The following is a 21,578-nucleotide window of genomic DNA, read 5'->3' as shown; positions in this document are numbered from 1 at the left end:
ACTGTGTGAATAGTCTGAAAATTTTGTAAAGATTTCCATCACCCTGCAGAAGCCCGTGGAGTTATGGTATAGTAGTCTGGTAAGTCTGCTAGAGCAGAACTATTTCAAGAATAGGATGTGTTATAGGAATGAAAAAATGGCTTATTGCGCTCGCCGGTGTGTTAATGATGTTCACCTTAGCCGGTTGCGGTAGCAAGACAGTTGCGTCGACTTCAGGCGGTAAGATCACCGAAAGTCAATATTACAGTAGTATGAAGGGCACTTCATCTGGTAAGCAAGTCTTACAACAAATGATTTTGAACAAAGTGCTTGAAAAAGACTACGGTAAGAAAGTTTCAACGAAGGCAGTGACTAAGCAATACAATACTTATAAATCCCAATATGGGACGTCATTCTCAACCGTTTTATCACAAAACGGTTTGACGACTAAGACCTTCAAGGAACAAATTCGTTCTAACTTATTGTTGAAGGAAGCCGTTAAAGACAAGGCTAAGATTTCTAACGCTGCTATCAAGAAGCAATGGAAGTCTTATGAACCTAAAGTTACGGTGCAACATATCTTAGTTGCTAAGAGTTCAACTGCTGACACCGTCTTGTCAGAATTGAAGAAGGATTCCAGCGAAGCCAACTTTACCAAGTTAGCTAAGAAGTATTCAACTGATTCCAACACTAAGAGTAGTGGTGGTAAGTTATCAGCCTTTGATAACACCAACACAAGCTACTCAGCTAAATTCTTGACTGCCGCCTTCAAGTTGAAGAATGGTGAATACACCACTTCTGCTGTTAAGACGACTGATGGTTATGAAATTATCCGGATGATCAAGAACCCTGGTAAGGGTAAGATGTCTGATCACACCGCTGATTTGAAAAAGCAAATCTTAGATAACGATATGAGTGACTCAACCGTCTTGCATAACGTTGTTGCTAAGGTGCTTAAAGCCGGAAATGTTTCAATTAAGGATAGCGATTTGAAGGACATCTTGTCTTCATACCTCTCAACCTCATCTTCATCATCAAGCTCTAACTAATAAGTAGTTATGGCTAGTAAAAGGCTTGAATCCACAAACGGATTCAAGCCTTTTTTGTTTACAAAACAAGTTGTTTCAATCGCTATCTTGGCACAAGAAAAGCGGCCAAGAAAATTGTTTCCCTGGCCGCTCTCTTTGTTAATTTTGTTAATTAATGACTAACCTTTTTTACATGGTTTCATGACGCCGACGAACACCAGCTCCAGCTAACAAACCAACTAGACTTAGCATGATCGTCCCAGCGACCACCGAGGCATTATCAGCCGTTTCATCAGTTTGTGGCAAAGCTTGTGAACCCGCATTTGATCCGCTCCCGATGTTATCAGGATGATTGCTACCCGTTCCTGACAAGTTTGTATCGGCATCCAGATCACCAGTACCAACATTGGCCCCACCGTTACCGTGACCAGGTTGTCCAGAATTGCTGCCATTACCGTTGCCATTGTTATTGTCACGATCAGGGTTGCCAATATGATCAACATCGTTGCCGTTATTGCTGTTATCACCGTTGCCAGCACCATTGTTATCGTTACCGGAACCACTGTCGTTATTACCATTGTTATTATTATCAGTACCATTACCGTCACCGGTATCAGTGCCATTACCAGATTCAGATGTCATTTTAGGCACTGTGATCGCCACTGGCCGACTATTAACTCCAGCATCATTTGAAACCACATAGAGTTTGTCACCAGGTTTCAGCCCATTTTTAGAGAACGTTAAGGTAAATTTACCATCATTTCCAACCTGAGCCTTGCCACGTTCTTTGCCTTGATCATCTACAACTGTGACTGTCGCACCTGGTTTACCAGTACCCGTGATCGTCAGGTCTTTATCGTGATTCTTAACGATCAAGTTTCCAGGTTCTTCACTTGGAACTGTCATCGTGATTGGATTACTATCATTACCATCCGCAGATTGAACCACTAAAATAGATTGTCCTGGTTTCACTGAATGACTTGGCAACGTCACTGCAAAGTTACCATCTTGACCAACCTTACCAGTGGTGATGGTTTTACCATGGCTGTCTTTAATCGTAATCGTTGCGCCAGGTAAACCTACACCATCAACAGTAATTTGACCATTCTTATGGTTAACTTCGATATATTTAGGATGTGCAAGGGGTACTTTGACACTAATTGGTCGGCTTAACCCACCATTCGTTGCTTGCACAATTGCAAGTGCAGTCCCGGCCTGACTCTCATCAAGGGGTACTTGAACATTAAAAGTGCCATCCTTTTCCACTTTTCCAGCAGCCAAAGAATCTCCCTTAGAAGTAAAGACATACACCGTCGAACCTGGTGTCCCTTTACCAATCACATGCGCATGGCCATCATCCGCAATTGTGACATGTAAATTAGTTGGTTGATCTGCTGGAATTGTTACGAGCGTGGCAGGACTTGTCTTCCCATCCTTTTGTTGGATTAGCTTGACTTTATCACCAGATTTAATGGTATTAACTGCTAAAGTCACTTTAAATGTCCCATCACTACCAACGGTTGCTTTAGTGAGCGATTTACCGCTGGCATCACTAACCGTGACCGTTGCGCCACTGACCCCATGACCAGTCAAGACAACTGAACCGTCTTGTTTCTTGAGGGCACTTACTTTAGACGGTGCCGCAATTCCTTCGCCAACGCCGGAACCGGAACCATCACCAGACCCTGATCCATCTCCTGAGCCCGATCCATCTCCTGAACCGGAGCCATCGCCTGAACCTGATCCGTCGCCGGAGCCTGATCCATCTCCTGAACCGGAACCGTCGCCTGAGCCTGACCCATCTCCTGAGCCTGATCCGTCTCCGGAACCTGAGCCGTCGCCGGAACCTGACCCATCTCCTGAACCTGACCCATCTCCTGAGCCTGATCCATCGCCTGAGCCTGATCCGTCACCGGAACCTGAGCCGTCGCCGGAACCCGATCCATCACCCGAACCCGATCCATCACCAGATCCTGAGCCATCACCAGAGCCTGAGCCATCACCAGACCCGGAACCATCGCCTGAACCCGATCCGTCGCCGGAACCTGACCCATCGCCTGAGCCTGATCCGTCGCCTGAGCCTGACCCGTCGCCGGAGCCTGAGCCGTCTCCAGATCCGGAACCTGACCCGTCGCCGGAGCCTGAGCCATCGCCCGAACCTGATCCGTCACCTGAACCTGACCCATCTCCTGAGCCTGAGCCGTCGCCGGAACCGGAACCATCTCCGGAACCTGAGCCGTCGCCTGATCCTGAGCCGTCTCCAGACCCAGAACCGTCGCCTGATCCTGATCCATCTCCTGAGCCTGAGCCGTCGCCGGAACCTGACCCGTCTCCAGACCCAGAACCGTCGCCTGATCCTGATCCATCGCCGGAACCTGACCCGTCGCCGGAGCCTGACCCGTCGCCGGAACCTGATCCATCGCCTGAACCTGAGCCGTCGCCGGAGCCTGACCCATCGCCGGAGCCTGACCCATCGCCGGAGCCTGAGCCATCGCCGGAACCTGAGCCATCACCAGACCCTGATCCGTCGCCTGAGCCTGATCCATCGCCTGAGCCTGACCCATCGCCGGAGCCTGACCCGTCTCCTGAGCCTGAGCCGTCGCCGGAACCCGAACCGTCGCCGGAGCCAGATCCATCGCCGGAACCTGAGCCATCACCAGACCCTGATCCGTCGCCTGAGCCTGATCCATCGCCTGAGCCTGACCCATCTCCGGAACCTGAGCCGTCGCCGGAACCTGACCCATCGCCTGAGCCTGATCCATCGCCTGAGCCTGACCCGTCTCCTGAACCTGAGCCATCACCAGACCCGGATCCATCTCCTGAACCTGAACCATCGCCTGAGCCTGACCCATCGCCTGAGCCTGATCCATCGCCTGAGCCTGACCCGTCTCCTGAACCTGAGCCATCACCAGACCCGGATCCATCTCCGGAACCGGAACCATCGCCTGAGCCTGACCCATCGCCTGAGCCTGATCCATCTCCTGAGCCTGACCCGTCTCCTGAACCTGAGCCATCACCAGACCCGGATCCATCTCCGGAACCGGAACCATCGCCTGATCCTGAGCCATCGCCGGAACCGGAACCATCGCCTGAGCCTGATCCATCTCCGGAACCGGAACCATCTCCTGAACCTGAGCCATCACCAGACCCGGATCCATCTCCGGAACCGGAACCATCGCCTGATCCTGAGCCATCGCCCGAACCCGAGCCGTCGCCGGAACCGGAACCATCTCCTGAACCTGACCCATCGCCGGAACCTGAGCCATTTGCTGGCGTCATTATCGTGACTGCATCACCGGTTGTGCCATCTTTGGTTGGTGTAAGCGTTAAAGTCGTTTTTTCACCAACTGAACCGTCAATCGCAACCGTATAATTGCCATCACTATCAATGGTCGTTGAGCCAACTTGCTTACCATTCGGATCAGTTACAGTAACGGTTGCGCCAGTCGTCCCTTGGCCCGTAATCGTGTAACCATCCGTCGTATTCCCTTTAATTGTTGGTACAGAAAGTTCAACACCACCGATGGCCACAAAAGCATTATCAACATCAAATTGAGAGGCGTCTTGTTTTGCACGCCCATCATTGTAGCCATCACCATCCGTATCAATCATTAACGGATTAGTGCCGCGCGTCTTTTCCTCTCCATCAGTTAGCCCATCACCATCCGTATCACCTTTTAATGGATTGGTATTGTCCTTGGCTTCCTGACCATCTGACACCCCATCATTATCAGTATCTGCCTTTAATGGGTCTGTGCCGTATTGTTTTTCTTGAAAATCATTTAGACCATCGCCGTCCGTATCGGGATTATGAGGATCGGTACCATCGGCAATTTCAATTTTATCAGGGACACCATCATCGTCGCTATCAACGCCCTCAGAGAAAGCTGGGTCGCCACCTAATGGATCTGTATCTTTACCATCAATAATGCCGTCCGCATCCGTATCGCGCATCAATGGGTTGGTGCCTAATTTGACTTCATCGCCATCTTTTAAGCCATCACCATCCGTATCAGGATTAGTTGGTGACGTGTGATACTTGGTGACTTCATCAAAGTCACTCAAGCCATCACCATCGGTATCCCGATCCGCTTTCAACGCACTCTCATTACCCGCTAATCGATCATCAGGGACGCCGGCCTTGGTTCCGTATTGTTTTTCCTGTAAGTCACTTAAACCATCACCATCGGTATCTTTTTTATGTTCGTTGGTGTGATCGATGTACATTTCATTGAAATCAGAAACACCATCACCATCAGAATCCGTTGCAATTTTATCAGGAGTCATCTGATCCAATGGGTCCGTATCGTTATAGCGGGTTCCGCTCAAATTTTCGAGCACTAACCGCGCTGCAATCCCGGCTGAACTTAATTTTTGTTCACTCGTTAATGCGTCATATTGCTTTTGCAACTTAGACTTATTCACGCGTTGATAAATGATCGAACTTTCCACTGGTTGTTTTGGACTGATGCCATAAAAAGTTGGGGTGGCAGTAACGACTAATTGGGCGAAATCACCGACTCCTAATGGTGCCAGTTGTAAACTACTATCGGTGGCTTTTTGTGCTGAAAAGTCGGGGTCCGTAAAACTGACCGGTAAAACAACTTTTTGCAGTCCACTAATCGATAAATCAGCAACTTGACCAATTGCTTGACCGACTGTGTCCGCGATAAATTGTGTCACCGTGGTAAAGGCATCTTGAACTTTATTATTAAGCGTGTCACTCAAATCTTGTAGCAAGCCCCCAACAATTGGCATTTGACCAATTGCGGTTCCACCACCATTAACACTCGTATTCGACATCGCAACGATGGATGCGATCATATCGTACAGATCGACGATCCAGAAGTTGACGGCCGATTGTAAGTAATTGGTTAGAGACTCGGTTAACGTCGAATCATTGGTAACTTTATAAGTCCCGTTCCCTTGTTTCTTGACTTCGGCCAACTTCGTGATGGCAACCGAATTGCCCCCTAATGCAGCCAAAGCAGCTTGGTCATCCTTCACTTTTTGAACAGATGATTCCAAGCCAGCGTAGTATGGTGAGTTTTTCAATGTTGGAATAATAGCAACAATTTTTGCCAAAGTATCTGGTACTAAGGCGACTACCCCACCAGCACCTAAAATCCCTGTAATCCCAGCTGTGAAAATCTGGAATAACTTTTCAATTGGGCCACCGGTATAAGTGGTTTCAATAATGGCAGTTTTGTCCAAAACATCGCCAGCCTTGACGCCTGCGGAACCAAACAGAACGTTAGACATTGAAGAAGCATCCGTGATTTGGAACGTCTCACCAGTTTGATTATTTTTAACAATCGCCCCGGCACGACTGGCTGACTGAACCGTCCACGCACCGATTTTTAGTGAATTATTGATACGCGTGTCAAACCCAAATGTGGCACCGTTGGTTGTTTCACCTAACAATTTAGCCGATAAACCGGGATTTTCAGTCGCCGTCACAATATCCGTATACCGTGTTTGTAGATTATTATGATCCGAGCTGAGTGCCCCTTGATTATTCATAATGTCAGCAACAATCGATGAAACTTTATGGGCGCCGGAAACATACGTCTTCCCACCGTATAAAATATCATCATCATAATGATCGTTGCTATCGGCACTATTTTCATTTTCAGGATTCAGTTCGGTCCCCGTGACATCGGTAACCCGGCCAGAGTTTTGCTTTTGCAAATTAGCGGCATTCGCTTGTTTAACCATATCAGCGACTGCGGCCGTCTCGCCTAATTGCGCCGTAGCCGTGTTATCAATTGAATAACCTGGTTTCCCAATGACTTGACCTTCCAACAAACCAGTTTTATGAATGGCACTCGTATCAATCGTGTTATTTTTGAGCGTGATCAATCGTGGCGCCGATGCTAGCCCATCTTTAGCCACAATAATCGAAACTTGGGCGCCTGATTTGACGCCACTAATCTTAGCTGTAAAAGCACCAGTCGTGGCTGCATTTACTGAAACTAAGGTTGCCCCGTCAACCGATTTAAAGGTCACGCGGGAACCTGGCGTTGCTTGACCAGTTACCGTAAAACTACCATCTTTTTTATCGTAAGTTTGTGTTGGTGTGGAAGTTAACCCAATCCCGTTTCCACCAGCATTACCGGCAATGTTAGGATCTTGTGGATCGGTCACCACGGTCGCATCTTCAACCAATGGCGTATTAATCACAGTCGCTCGATTTTGATAGGTCGCAACCAAGTCAGCCGCCAACTTCAGTTCTGCCTCGCGTGTATCAGTCATCCCGACTTGGGTGTGGTCAATCACCACACTCGTTGACGTGGTGGGACGAGTTGGTGCCATGGCAGCAGGTTGTTGACTAGGTTTGGTCACAATCGGCGCAACTGCCGAAATTTGGTTTTGGGGCTGTTCAGCTGGCTTAGCCCCATTTGAGTTAAGATCCGCTTGACTGGTCGTTACCGTTGCCGCGCTCATTGATGACACGGTTTTAGCAGCTGAGGTTACCGACTGAGTTGCTGCACTCACCGCTGCTTTCGCCTGACCATTATTGTCAGCGCTAGTTGCCGACTCTGGCTTGGTGGCAGATGCCGACGTTGCCGATTGAGGTGCGACTGATTGAGGGGCTGGGACTCCCGGAACGCTCACAGTAACCGCTTGACTACTCATACCACCGCGACTTGCAACCAAACTCACTTGTTGACCGGCTTGGGCAGTTAAGGTATAAAAACCTGTACCAGACACGGCCACAGTCCCTTGGCTCACCCCATTGACGATTGCCCGAACGGTTGCCCCGGCTGAGGCTTTACCTGAAATCGTTGCGGTATGACCAACCAAATTCACACTTGGTTGACTAATTTCAGGCGCACTAACAATAGCCTTGGCAGTCGTTGTTGTCGTCTGAGGTGTCTTTGAGACCACTGGTGGCACAACTTTAGCTTTGCTGCTTGCCCGATCCTGAGGCGTCACCGCTTGACTCACTGATGAAGTACTGCTGGCCGACTTGGTCGCTATTGCTGGCTTGGCGGTCGGAGCCGTTTGACTCGTAGGTGTCGTTACAGACGCCTTATCCGCCGGTGTTGTCGTTGTTGCTGCTTTAACCTGATTACTAATAAAAACTGGTACCGTGACAAAAAATGTCGTAACTAAACCGGCATACAGCCACTGCTTACCAGATTTATACATCTTAACTCGTTGCTTTGTTTCTGTATCAATGCGCTCATAAGAATGAATTCCCCTAACCTGCATTCTAAGAGACCTCCTTTATTTTTATCAGCGGATCAATGACGTTGTGCCGTTAAATGCTAGCGTTAGCTGGTTCCCCTGATACCCACACTATAACTAACTCATTTATTAATCACAATCAATTAAACACCCCATTTACTATTGTTTTGAGAAATCATTTCAAAAATTATTATTATGTAACCTGCGCTATCACTGTGATTAGTTAACTATATCAAATCATTTTAGTCACAAAGAAAAAATATTTAATTATGATTGTATTATTAAAAAGTTTTAGATTTAAATTCATCAATGAAAACCACTAAATATTTTTATTTGTTTTATTAAGAAATAATTTACTAGCTATTAGTTTGACAACGTGACCTTTCATCACGGTCTTTATGACCACTTTCGATTGTCATCATTTTATGATTATTTTTAATTAAGCACACTATATGGTTAAGCCTGTGTATTTTTTAGGTGCGAGTTATAATTAGTTGTGCTAAGGTTATAGGCAAGCGATTGTACAAGGATTCATCTGCCCAAACACATTAATTATTTGGGGAGGATAATTCCAATTGCTGCGCAAAAAACTTTGGAGGAATAACGATGAATTTTTTTAAACGATTTAAATCACGTCAAAAAAAAGAGACCACAATCGCTGCCACGCGCCCAAAAATCACGCCATTACCAACCACTACAGAGAAGGCTAACTATGATATCAATGTATTATTGACTAAAATCACGGCCATCGCCGCTGATTACAATCAAGTCCGTGCTGAAATTCAAGGCCGTTTACTGACAGAATTAAATGAAGATCGACAAGCCGAATTGGCTGCCACACAACGGTTAGCAATTATTAGTACAAAAGCCCAAAGCACTCAACAAGCCCTACTGACGAGTCAAAAAGTTGATACACCAGCTTTAAAACAACAGTTGAACACCCACGCAAAGACGATTGCTACCTTGCACCTCAGTATCGAACAAGCCCAACATACCCAGGCCACCTATTCGCGCCAGTTATCGCAGCAAAACGCCAAGCAAGCCAAGCTATCAACGGCGATCGCGCAATGTGAAACACAACGACAAGCCATTATCACCGTGCTACATACTGAAGAAGATCCGTTTAGAATTCTTGATTTGGCTGAGACCTATCGTCAGCAACTGCAACTAACCGCTCAAAATAACCATCGACTGACTCGGCAACTTGCTAACCTGACCAGCACACAAACCGCACTCACGCAAAAACAAGCAGACAGTACGGCTAAATTGACCGCGTTACAAAAACAACTCGCACAAGCAACATCACAACAGGCCATCATTACGGCCAAGCTTGCCAAGATACATACACAACAGACCAACCAGTACCAACAACAATTACAGCATTTTGACCAAGTCACCCAGCAAACTAAAGCCCAACTGGTTAAGCTGACCCATCAAATCGCTCAGAAAGAAGACCAACTGACCACTTGGTTCGGCAACGCTCATCAAGTTTCACCATTGACCGTGGACGCTGAACATCAATACGCGATCTCATTGGATGCTTTTTTGCCAAATCAACCGCATGCCATGTTGCAAACGGTCCAACGCTTACTCGCGCTCGGAACTGAACAGATTGGACTCTATTCTGCCCTGTTTGACATCAATCTGTCGGCCGAAATTGATGCTTGGGCCAGTCAAAACGGCATCGCGAGTTCCCAGCTAAAGCTAATTAATCCACTATTTCAGATTCAAAATCAAGGCACTCCCAGCAACCAGAAAGCCACACTACCCACCAATATTGCCGAAAAACATTGGGATGAGACTCATCAGGTTCTCAATTTGAAACTTGCGGATAACCAGTGGCGACTCAAAGTAACTTATCAACCAGATGAACCAAATAATATTCGTGACATCAGCTATTTCAAGTCCGAAGCATTGACCAAACGGAGCTTTTATAATCATGAAGGTCGACTTTCGGCTAACGCCTTATTCAATCATCAAGGCATTCTGAAACAAGAACAATACTACCGGCAAGACGGATTAGTCGGTTTAGTGGTCAATTACCATCAAGGCCAACAGTCCGAAGTACAATTATTTGACCAATCCGGGATTCAAACGAACACTTTTACCAATACAACACAACTGACAACGTGGTGGATCAAACATTATTTTCCAAGGGATTGTGCCCTAATTGGACAGTTTGAAAGTCCAGCGTATACTCAGCTGATCGACCAAACCAACTTAGAAGCAGTGCCGTATATTTCTGAAGCCAATTTGTCCACGACCAGTCTGACACAACGACTAGCAGCCGCGACTGCGACCCGCTTTATCGTGAACAACCATAAAGCGGCGCAAGCCTTGATCCAAACCGCCAACGAAAATTTAGAATTGCTCTCACTTAACGCTGTCTATCTGCCTTTCCAAATTGCTGGGCCATTAGTGGCTAACTAGTGTAGCGTAATATCAGCAGTATCAGCTTAACTTGCCGTTCCGGTTGGTCTGGACTGATTTAGTAAACCCAATATCAATTGGTCTGGATACTGGGTTTATCATTGTTTCCTTGTTAAATCACCATCTAACGTCGGAGTGGACTAGCTCGTCTGCCATGTCGAGACACTTAGATGGGCAATTTTAGGCTTGAAAGTCCCAACAAAAAAAGATTGATAATGACTCGAAACTGAGTCTTATCAATCTTTTTTTGACTGTATCAGCAGGTTTCAAAACCACAATTTATTTTTATTGTGGTAGATCCCCTTTAGTTTCATCATGAGTGGGACGATAGAAATTCCGACCGTCCATTGCAAAGAGCCGTTCCGTAAAGCTCCCTGGTTCGGCATGGTCAATCGAGGTTTGCATCATTTGAATCGAAGCATCTAGTTCATCTAATTGATGTAAAATTTCTGCTTCCATCACATGTGGTCGAACCGGTGACCCATATTCTAGCAAGCCGTGATGGGCTAAAATCATGTGCCGTAAAATTAAAACTGATTCCGCTTGGTCATCAATTTTGAGCTGCTGACAAGCCTTAACAATCTGCTCATCAATCAAGACAATATGACCGATAAGATTTCCTGCCAGCGTGTAAGTGGTTGAAACCGGGCCGGACATTTCAATCGTTTTACCCATATCGTGCAGAATGGCTCCTGCATACAAGAGTGGTCGGTTGACATGTGGATACTCATCCGCCACTGCCTTGGCTAACCGTAAAATTGATAACGTGTGAAAAGCCAGCCCACCTGCAAACGCATGATGATTCTTTTTCGCAGCTGGATAACTAAAGAATGCATCATGAAAGTGCGTCAATAAATGCCGGACAATTCGATTCCAATTTGGCTCCGTAATTTCGAAAACAAATTGATTAAGTTCTTCTTCCATCGCGGCAGTATTCATCGGAGCGTGCTCCACGAATTGTTGGACATCCTGTGGCTCTCCCGATTGTGTTAAGCGCATTTGTTGAATCTTAATTTGGGGATTTCCTTGATAATTTTCCCGTTTACCCTTCAAATGGACAATCTGTCCCGCTTGAAAGTGCGCAACATCTTGATCATTTGCATCCCAAAATTTTCCCGAAATTTCACCGGAAGTATCTTGAAAATTGATTGCTAAAAACTTCTTGCCATTTTTAGCGATGCGAACTTCTGAATCTTTTAATAGGAAGAAACCATCTACCGTTTCATCTAATTGATAATCAAATAATTTTTTTGCCATGGCGCACCCTCCTCATTTAAGTCAATTGGTAAATCCCAGCCGCCGATAGCTGAGTCAAGGCAGCCTTTTCATTCGTAAAATACAACAACTGATGGGTCGCTGCCACTTTTTCCAATAGTTGCCATGCAACTTGACGTCGTTGGTCATCAAAGTTCACGAAACCATCATCAATCATAATTGGCAATTGGGCCTGCTCACCGAGATGCACGATCAAGGCCAATCGCAACGCGAGATAAAGCTGTTCTTTGGTCGCTGTCGATAATTCGGCCACCGCAAACTCAGTACCCGTTGTGGTCGTTAACACTAACGCCTCCGCGACTAATTTAATCTCATTATACCGCTCTCCCGTCAGTTGCACGAAATAACTCGTTGCCTGCGATAAAATTGCGGGTAATTGTTGATTAGTGAGCTGTTTTAAAGTTTGATCGATCCAGGCCGCACCTAATTGTCGCGTGACCCATTGTCGGGCCATCACAGTAATCTCCGTTTGCTGGTTGGCCTGCTGTTGCCGTAGTGCGGTATAGCGGCCATCCTCCGTTAAACGCTGTAATTGCGTCTGCGCGGTGACTAATGCCGCGGTTTGTTGTGTCAAAGTCGCTTGGGCAGTGGTCGCCTGTGCGCGGACTGCCGCAATCTCGGCTTGCAACGCCGATAAACTATCAAATTTTTGCAATGCCGTTAACTCAGCACTAGTTAATTGTGCGGTTAATTTCTGTAAGCTCGCCGCACTCGTCTGCGCTGCTGCTTGCGCACTAATCGCATCCGCCAGTGCCGCCACATCGACATAGTGCTGCTCTGCCGCTAAAGCTTGTAATTTTTGCGCGACCGCTTGATGTTGCGTGGTCAATTGTTGGACTTGACGTTGCGTGAAAGCAAAATCTGCACCTGACAATCGTTCAGTCTGTAACTTTTGACGCATGGTCTCAAAAAAGGTCGTGACACGGTCAACACTGGTTGCCAATTGACTTTCATCAACGGGGACCCAATCCGCCGCAAATTGATACGGCTTCAGAGCTTGCCAAACGGTTGCAGCTTGCGCGGCTAGCTGTTGTTGTGCGCTAGTCACGACCGCTTGAGCTTGCTGCAAATTGGCCAGTGCTGCTAATTGTTGGCTCGCTGCTGCACGATCCAAGTCGGGAGCAAATCCAGCCGCAGTCAATTGAGCAACCAGCGCTGGTTCTGCTTGCTTGATGTCTGATGACGTCCCTGTACCAAGCTGTTCCCAGCCAAACCAACCAAGTAACCCTAGGCCAGCCAGCATCAGAACCCACTTAAAGGCACCCAATGGCAACACGATACCAGCGACTAAACCAATCCCACCAGCAATTAAGCGCCAATCCACACCGGCAATTTGACCAACCGTCTTTGTCTGTCGTGCTTGACGTGACGTGGTCGCATTTGGACCGGCTTGGAGTGTTGCCCGTAAGGTTGCCACCGCGGCTTGTTTGTTAGGTGACAAACTTGCGGTCAATTCTGGATGGTCGGCCAACTGTTGGTCATAGGTCGCCTGAGCAGCGTCAACTTGACTGGACAACGTTTGATAGCGTCCTAAGTTTTGTTGTAGCGCTGGCAAATGACGTTCCAAGTCATCAAATTGCGCTTGATGCCCAACGTAAAACCCGATGACGCCTTTAGACGCGGTGTCCACTGGCTGTTGTGTCAACTGTTCACGCGCACTTGCCAAACTGTGTTGCAAATCCGTTTGTGTCTGCACTAGTTGGTCATATTGCGCCACTGTAGCTGGTGACAAGGTCCCTTGCTCCGGCTGGATAGCTTTTAACTGCTGGATTTGTTGATACACTGGCCACTGATTGCGTAACTCCGCTAACCGCTGTTGTTCAGCGGCATCACTCGTCAATTCTCGGGTCAAGCGACTTTTATCCGCTGCTAACTGTTGAATCTGCGCCTGTAATTGTTGATATTCTGGATAGTGCTGTTGTGCCGTTTGAACTTGTTGCTTCAACGTTTGATATTGTTTTAAAGCTTGATTCAACGCAGGCTTACGGCCACGAGGCTTGTACAACTCATCTGCTGACGCCCGCAACTCATTGGCGGTTTCACGCCAGGTAACACTGCCCCTTGTCCCAACTTGTTGTAATTGTGTATTCAAATCAGTCGCACTTAACGTTTTCAGCGCGGTGAGCTCGGCTTGATTAAAGGTAAATAATTGCTTATAACTCGTTTCATCATATGGTGCTAGCCACTGATCCAGTAATGATAATGGTTGTGATTCCTGCGTCGTTAAATTTAGTAACGTGGCCGCCTGATCACCTAACCGGGTCAAACGATAACGCTGCCCACTGACCACTAATTCAAGTGCGCCACCGTATTGGGTCGTTTGTTTAGGCTCGTAGCGCGCAATCAACTGTCGACGAGTTGGAAAACCAAACAACATGCCTAAAATAAAAGCCCGTAAGGTTGATTTGCCCGTTTCATTGGCACCATAAATAACTTGCAAGCCAGCGGATAGCTCAAATGTTTGATCATGAAACTTACCAAAACCTGCAATTTCAATTTTGCTAATCTGCATTAGTCGACCCATCCTTTTGCGTTGTTAACTGATAGTGATCAGTTAACAACTGCCGAACTTGTTGCTGCCATTGATCAGGGGTCAGCGTTTCCAACAACGCCCGATTTAAGAAATCCTCATCAAGCAGTCGATCCGCAATTTCAGCAACTTTAGCTGAACTAATGACTTGCTGTCCAACAGCTTGCCAAGTTGCACCATCCTCGCCAAAACTAAGCGTGGCCGGCGCACTGGTTGTCTGAGCCAATTGTAAATCAACCGGCCACCAAGTTTCCCCAGTCGTTGCTTGCTGTAATTGTCGTAACAAGGTACCCTGCGTCAAGGCTAAATTAGCCGCCGTGGTCAAGGTACAAGTTTCCGGCAACGTGATACTGACTAATTGCGTTGGTGTCGTCATGGCTGCATTAAGCTGATCTGTTAACTGTGCCAGCAAGGCCGAACGTGAAACCTCGCCACTAAGCGTCGGCGTCCAATCCTGCCATAGAATTGTCGCTAATGGTTTAAAGACCGGTCGTAATTGATGATCAGCAGTACTCGACACCAGTAAACAGCCTTTAGCACCAGTTTCATTGCGTTGACGACCTTGCAAATTGCCTGGATAGTCAATCGGCGGCACGGCATTTAATTCTTGTCGTTGATGAATATGGCCGAGTGCCCAATAGTCATAATGCTTTCCTAATAACTCGCTGACCTTAAACGGCGCATAATGGTCCCCAGCAACACCAGTTTGACCATGCCACATGCCAATCTGATAGTCTGCTGAAGACGTCTTCATTGGAAACTGGTCAATCATCGGTGTCGTTAGCCACCGTTGGGCGTAACTAAAACCAGTAATCGCCACTTTTGTTTGCTGGGCCGTGGTCAGCGTGACGGTTTCCACTTGTGACCCGAAAGCATGGACATTAGCTGGAAAATGCCAGTCAGCGTCATCTGGTTGAAAATCATGATTACCAAAAGATAAAATGACCGGAATTTCGGCATCGTTTAATCGTTCTAGCGCCAACATTAAGGCGGCTTGTGCTTGCACACTTTGTTGGGCTTGATCAAACAGATCTCCTACCAACAGGACGAAATCAACGGCTTCATCGATTGCTAAATCGACCAACCGATTCAGACTGTCGATCGGCGCGCGCATGATCTGCGTTTGCAACGCCGTTGGGAGATCCGTTAGCCCTTGAAATGGGGTATCTAAATGTAAATCCGCAGCATGAATAAATTTCATTTTTTCCTCCTTACGAAAAAAGAGACAATCACGAAAGTTTCGCCATTGTCTCTCAAGTCCTTAATTGAATTAGTCGCGGTATAACTCTTGAACAGGCTTGGTGATGATTTGGTTCAAATCATTCATCAGTTGATTCAAGTTACGTTCCTTACCCATCAAGGCTTTAATTTCATCGACATTGCCAACTTGATCCGCTAAATCATGGGCTTTTTGTACTTCATCATCGGATAATTCTTCGCCATTCATTTGCTTTTGTGACAATTGCATTTGAATTTCTTGGAAATCCTTGAATAAATCAAAAGCTGCTTGATTCTTCTTCATTGCTTCATAAGTGGTTTGTAATTCTTTGAACTCTTTAGTTTCTCGTAATTGTTGTTCTAAGGTGTTTGCTGTGTCATAAATATTTACCGCCATGGTTAGGTTCCTCCTCGAGTATGTGTTCACATTATTTTAGCATTTTTGAAAGCCCTTGAATAGCACAAGCACTAGTTTCCAATTAACTTCTTAGCTTGTGAGAACCAATTCTTCGCCGTGTCTTTAACCGTCTGACCAACTTTGTTCGCACCCTCTTGGACATTGTTCCAAACATTGGTAGAACTATCGGATGAATTATTTGCCGAACTCTGTTGTGCCAAGGTTGACGCATCTTGCGTGCCAAAACTGGTTCCTTTGGTATTTGGCAAAATATTAGTCATTTCACTCTTAAAGAGTGCGGATAATTGATTTTCCGACAAACTCTTCAAATAATGAGTGCTATTGGTCGTATCAAAGCCAATCCAAGTCGTGACAACCACATCTGGCGTATACGCAATCATCCACTGGTCTTTGGTCCCAGAGCCGGTCGCATAATCGGCCTGAGTACTCCCAGTCTTCCCCGCAATTGTGTAGCCATAGGGTTTAGCCGCGGCACCCGTCCCACTGTTGTAAACGCCAAGCATCATACTAGTCATTTCTTTAGCCACACTGGCTGACATGATCCGTTTAGACTTCGTCGTGGTGTTATCCACGATGGTTTTGCCACTGGCATCCACAATTTTAGTAATAAAATGTGAAGACGTTTTTTTACCACCATTGGCAAACGCCGTGTAAGCACTCGCCATTTGTGATGGTGAGACACCAGTCGTTAACCCACCTAAAGCCAAGGCTAAATTGTCATCACCCTTACGCACACTCAAGCCAAACTTTTTGACCGATTTATAACCCTTATTCACGCCGATCTTATTCAACAACCAGACCGCTGGAATATTCATACTCTGTGCTAAAGCTGAGTACATCGGCACTGACGTTGAATAAACACTATCGTAGTTTTTAGGCGCATATTTATTCGCCCCAAAAGTCTGTTGCTTATTTGATAGCTTTGAATCATAAGTGTAACCACTCTCAAGTGCTGGCGTATACACGGCCAACGGCTTAATTGTTGATCCCGGTTGACGCTCAATTTGAGTCGCACGATTATACCCACGGAAAACATGCTTACCACGGCCGCCAACGACCGCTAATACCCCACCAGTCGTTGGATCAACCGCAATCGACGCCCCTTGCACCTTAGTCCCATCATCGGCATTAGCGGGGAATAAAGTACTATCCTTAAATGACGTTTGCATTTGAGTTTGATCATCTTGATCCAAAGAAGTGTAGATCTTATAACCACGGTTCATAATGTCAGATTCAGTCAAACCATACTTATTGATGGCTTCACTGATTACCGCATCAAAATAATAAGGATAATTATAACCACTTTCATAATGATAATTATCCGCTAGCGTCATCGCTTTTTTTGAATACAATTGATACTCGCTTTGACTTAACTTCTTATTATTGACCATGTTATTCAACACGACATTCCGCCGCGCCGTGGACGCCTTAGGATGTGTAATCGGATCGTAACCGCTGGGTGAACTGAGCATCCCAGCCAAAGTCGCCGCCTGATCAACGCTGAGCTCGGAAGCATGGACCCCAAAATAACGTTCAGCGGCATCTTCCGCACCCCAAACGCCATGGCCAAAGTAGGCATTATTCAAATACATCGCTAAAATTTGGCTTTTAGTATAAACATTTTCCACTTCTATTGATAAGAAGATTTCACGTAATTTCCGTGTAAAGGTCTGTTGCTGGGTTAAGAAGGCGTTTTTGACCAATTGTTGCGTCAAAGTACTCCCACCACCACTAATATAGTTACGCCTTAGTAGCTTGTTCATGACGTACAAGACACCGGCCCGACCAATCCCTTTGATGGAAAAACCATGTTCACTATAAAAGTTACGGTCTTCAGTCGAAATGACCGCGTTTTGTAAGTTCGTCGAAATCGCACTCAAATGAACATAAGTCCCTTTTTGTGAATACAGCGAACCAGCGCGTTTATTATCTTTATCAAAGATTTCAGTCGTTTTTTCTAGTTCAGCTTGTAAATTGCCGACTTTAGCCGTTTTAGCCTCGAATGTTAAATACGCACTGACGACCAATATCAGGCTCAGAATGGCAATAATTACCCATCTAGTCAGCTGGAGTCGATGCCATTGGCGACCAAAGACGGCTGAAAATCGTTGCCAATATGGCTTCAGCCAGTGGCCAACCACGTGTAACCCATCTTTGACGGTGGCCCAAAAACCATTTTTTTGCATAATCTTCCCCTTGTTCAATCTCTAGCACTAATCACTTCAGCCAATCTCACCACGCCACTGAAGGTGCCTTTAAACTCTCAATCGTTGCAATTATTGTATCATAAATCCAATTATGCAAAACTTTCAGGAACAACCTTGACTAAATCTTCAAAAATTAATGGCAAACTTGTTTGATTAGTGTGTGTAGCTACCATATTCATAAGTATCCGCTTAGGTTGCCACTCCGGTTGGTCTGGATTGATGCTGGAACGTGGTGGCCACGTTTGTGAGCCAAAGTGCGGTCTCACAAGCCGGGCTTTCTCTAAGCTGGAACACCACCAGCAAAGAGAAATTTCACCACTGAGCATCATCCAGCCCGCCCTACACTAAACAGTAATTCTAATATTGATTTTTCGTTGATACTGGATTTATCAAGGTTCCGTTGTTAAATCACTATTTAACGTCGGAATTGACCAGCTCGTTTGCCGTGTCTGGGCCGACTTTTAAGACGTGGGCTTGGCTTGAAAAAAGCATCCTGCAGACCGGTCTTTAGCTGCAAGTCTTCCTCTCAACAAACGTACTGACCAGCAAACAGACCAGTTGATAACTTATTTTAATAAATAGGATGGCTACGATACACTGGCGAGCCAGCAACGTATTTTTTAACTAAATAGCCGCCAAAAAAAGCCTGAGACCTTTTTGTCCCAAGCTTTTACTTTCGTCGTACACCACGCCGATTGGCATTTAAATCGTTTTGTTGTTGCTTAAATTTTTCGAAAGTTGCATCGCGTTGCTTTTGGTTCTTACGCTCTGAACGCTTTTTTGTATATTTCATCAAGTTACACCTCCAATACTCTCTTTGCTTATTCAATTAAACTATAACGTGAAATTAGCCCAAAAGCAAAAAAGACACCCGTATGGCGGTGTCCGTCAATTATAAATCTTCATCAAGTTGTACATGTGCCATTAATAAGGTATGCAGGGACTTAGCAACTTCAACACTGGGACTCACAATAAAAATCGTGTCATGCCCAGCCAACGTGCCACTCACTTCGGGTAACTTCAAATCATCAATAATCGCCGCCAACAAATTCCCATTGCTAGGTAGCGTGTGAATAATCGTCATAAACTCGACCCGATCAACGCCAGTGACCACATCGTGTAAGCTTTCAAATAAGCGATCTTGCTCGTTTTGATTGCTTTCCTTAAAGATGGTATAGCGTGCACGTCCTTGGTCGTCCGGTGATTTCACAATCTGCATCTCACGGATATCCCGCGAAATCGTCGCCTGCGTTGCGGCAATCCCCTCCGCCTTTAATTTAGCCATTAGGTCTTCTTGCGTCGCAATTGGATATTGGTTAATCAATTGTTCGATGGCAGCCTGCCGATCAGTCTTCTTCATTCGCGAAACCTCCTTTGATAAATTATGAGCCTATTATAGCAAATATTCACTTGCTAAACTACGATTTGACGCAAAAAAGCCGATTTATACATTGAACGTTTGTATAAATCGACTAATAAATTGCATAACTATTAATTTTAAGCGTCATAGCGACGCAGAAAAGCACTTAATTTGGTCAAACCGCGTTTCAATGTCGCCGTTTGCGTACAATAGCCTAAGCGAACATGCCCCGGAAGATCAAAACGTGACCCCGGTACGAGTAAAACGCCTGTCTCAGCCAACAGTTGCCGACAGAACGTTTCATCATCAGTCGGCAAGTCTAACTTCAAGCAAGAGACCGAAATACCGTGCGGTGCAATCAGGCTTGCACGTGGTTCTTGCATCACCCAATCAGTATAAATTTTCAGATTGCGACTAACAATTTCCCGATTCCGTTGTAAAATTTCTGCGCGATGTTGCAAAATCAACACCGCCAATTGATCATTGAAGACCCCACCACAAATCATCGTATAATCACGATACTTACGAAAAAGATCTGCCAATTCACGTGATTGGGTCGCGGTCCAACCGATCCGAACGCCTGGTGCCGAATAAGTTTTTGACAAACTGTTGATGGCAATCCCTTTTTCATACAAATCGGCGATCGAGCTAAACGGCGTGCCATCCAATGGCTCATACACTTCATCCGCTAAAACATAAGCCCCAACAGTTCGAGCTAATTCAACAACCTGCTTCAACATAGCTTCATCTAATAAACTCCCAGTCGGATTAACGGCGTTGTTTAATAAAATCATCTTCGTCTCTGGCCGGATTAACTGCCGCAATTCCGTGAGATCTGGTAACCAATGAGCGGCTTCATGAATATGCCAATAATCGACAGTGGCGCCCAATGATTTCGGAATGTCATAAAGCTGCTGATAACTCGGATATAGGGCGATCACGTGGTCACCCGGATTAATTAAGCTATAAATTGCAAGCTGATTCGCACCGGTCGCGCCATTCGTTTGCAGGACATTGTCTGCCGGAACGTGTTCATACAATCCGCTCACTAACTTTTTGAACGCTGGTGAGCCTTCAATCCAACCGTAGTCTAATCGTAAGTTATTTAATTGTTGATAAAATTTTTGCCCATGGTGCCCATCTAAATCAACGACTTCTTGCATTGTCAAGGCGGCAATCGAGCTTTGACTAATATCGGTGGTCGCGGTTTTCTCGTACTGATTCAACCAAGCTTCCACGCCAAAACCGGCAATTTCCATCTGCTAATCGTTCCCTTCTGCTAAAAGTCCAATATGACTAGCATACCGATTGTGACGCTGGTCCGCAACTATATTTTAGTGACAAAGGTCGCCAATAATTTCACCCCATACAAAATAATCACGATGCCACAGACACGATTGATCCACAATAAAACCCTAGGCTGCATTAAATGCTTGAATTTACTAATCAATCCAGTCAGACCAATAAACCACGTCACGGAAGCCACAATGACTCCTAACATGAAAAAATGGGTCAAGTTATCAGGTAAGATACTCTAAAAGCACCCAATAATACTGAACCATCAATTAAAGCTTGCGGATTCAACCAAGCCACTGAAAAGGCGGTAACGACCGCTGCTTTGTATGAAAAATTCGTGTCCATGGTCCCCATCGCAACTTCTTTTTGTCGGACCAAGCCCCAGCCAATGTAAAAGACCAGTAAACTGCCAATTAATAAAACCGCTAATTCCAGCCAGGGCGTTGTTTGTAGCAACTTACCAATCCCATAGAAACAAGCTAATGATAACGAGGTATCAAAACCAATCACGATGAGTGCCACTTGTAAGGCTCGTTTTAAAGGTTGCTCGATGGCCGTTGAAACCACGAACAAGTTTTGCATGCCAATAGGTGCGATATACGCGACCCCAAATAATAATCCTTGTAAAAACACTTGCATCAAT

General features: G+C 45.9%; 11 protein-coding genes and 1 pseudogene. 2 read left to right on the top strand and 10 right to left on the bottom strand.

The window, feature by feature from the left end:
* The first annotated feature begins 128 nt into the window (after positions 1 to 128).
* Positions 129 to 1,028 carry a peptidylprolyl isomerase PrsA gene (locus tag RA086_RS05965; protein WP_308702942.1) on the top strand — a complete coding sequence of 300 codons (900 nt, stop codon included), beginning with the start codon at positions 129 to 131 and terminating at the stop codon, positions 1,026 to 1,028.
* 168 nt (positions 1,029 to 1,196) lie between these two features.
* Here the strand turns inward: RA086_RS05965 and RA086_RS05960 are convergent, their stop codons facing one another.
* Entirely contained in the window at positions 1,197 to 8,225 is a 7,029-nt protein-coding gene (locus RA086_RS05960; RefSeq protein ID WP_308702941.1) for an Ig-like domain-containing protein, read from the bottom strand.
* Between the two features lie 582 nt (positions 8,226 to 8,807).
* On the opposite strand from RA086_RS05960, the gene RA086_RS05955 reads away from it, so the two are divergent.
* Positions 8,808 to 10,631, top strand: coding sequence for a hypothetical protein (locus RA086_RS05955; protein WP_308702940.1), 1,824 nt, complete (start codon positions 8,808 to 8,810; stop codon positions 10,629 to 10,631).
* Between the two features lie 285 nt (positions 10,632 to 10,916).
* On the opposite strand, the gene RA086_RS05950 is transcribed toward RA086_RS05955, so the two are convergent.
* The 9 genes and pseudogenes from RA086_RS05950 to RA086_RS05910 form a co-directional block, all read right to left on the bottom strand.
* A complete protein-coding gene (locus tag RA086_RS05950) occupies positions 10,917 to 11,888 on the bottom strand; it encodes a 3'-5' exoribonuclease YhaM family protein (protein WP_308702939.1) in 972 nt (323 codons plus the stop codon).
* A gap of 16 nt (positions 11,889 to 11,904) precedes the next feature.
* The gene (locus RA086_RS05945) at positions 11,905 to 14,418 is read right to left on the bottom strand and encodes an ATP-binding protein (protein ID WP_308702938.1); all 2,514 of its coding nucleotides are present in this window, start codon (positions 14,416 to 14,418) and stop codon (positions 11,905 to 11,907) included.
* Positions 14,408 to 15,637 carry a metallophosphoesterase family protein gene (locus tag RA086_RS05940; protein WP_308702937.1) on the bottom strand — a complete coding sequence of 410 codons (1,230 nt, stop codon included), beginning with the start codon at positions 15,635 to 15,637 and terminating at the stop codon, positions 14,408 to 14,410. The genes RA086_RS05945 and RA086_RS05940 overlap by 11 nt, the downstream gene beginning before the upstream one ends.
* A 69-nt stretch (positions 15,638 to 15,706) precedes the next feature.
* The gene (locus tag RA086_RS05935; protein ID WP_308702936.1) at positions 15,707 to 16,051 is read right to left on the bottom strand and encodes a YlbF family regulator; all 345 of its coding nucleotides are present in this window, start codon (positions 16,049 to 16,051) and stop codon (positions 15,707 to 15,709) included.
* 71 nt (positions 16,052 to 16,122) lie between these two features.
* Positions 16,123 to 18,258, bottom strand: a complete 2,136-nt coding sequence (locus tag RA086_RS05930; protein ID WP_308702935.1) for a transglycosylase domain-containing protein — start codon at positions 18,256 to 18,258, stop codon at positions 16,123 to 16,125.
* A gap of 691 nt (positions 18,259 to 18,949) precedes the next feature.
* A complete protein-coding gene (locus RA086_RS05925; protein WP_308702934.1) occupies positions 18,950 to 19,072 on the bottom strand; it encodes a hypothetical protein in 123 nt (40 codons plus the stop codon).
* A gap of 99 nt (positions 19,073 to 19,171) precedes the next feature.
* Positions 19,172 to 19,639 (bottom strand): arginine repressor, encoded by a 468-nt coding sequence (gene argR, locus RA086_RS05920; protein WP_308702933.1) that lies wholly within the window; start codon positions 19,637 to 19,639, stop codon positions 19,172 to 19,174.
* 137 nt (positions 19,640 to 19,776) lie between these two features.
* Entirely contained in the window at positions 19,777 to 20,898 is a 1,122-nt protein-coding gene (locus tag RA086_RS05915; RefSeq protein ID WP_308702932.1) for an aminotransferase, read from the bottom strand.
* 68 nt (positions 20,899 to 20,966) lie between these two features.
* Positions 20,967 to 21,574, bottom strand: a pseudogene (locus RA086_RS05910) (LysE/ArgO family amino acid transporter).
* Between the last annotated feature and the right edge of the window lie 4 nt (positions 21,575 to 21,578).

Source organism: Lactiplantibacillus brownii, assembly GCF_031085375.1.
GTDB lineage: Bacteria > Bacillota > Bacilli > Lactobacillales > Lactobacillaceae > Lactiplantibacillus > Lactiplantibacillus brownii.
The sequence above is the reverse complement of the archived record's forward strand: the minus strand, read 5'-3'. Positions and strand labels throughout refer to the sequence as shown.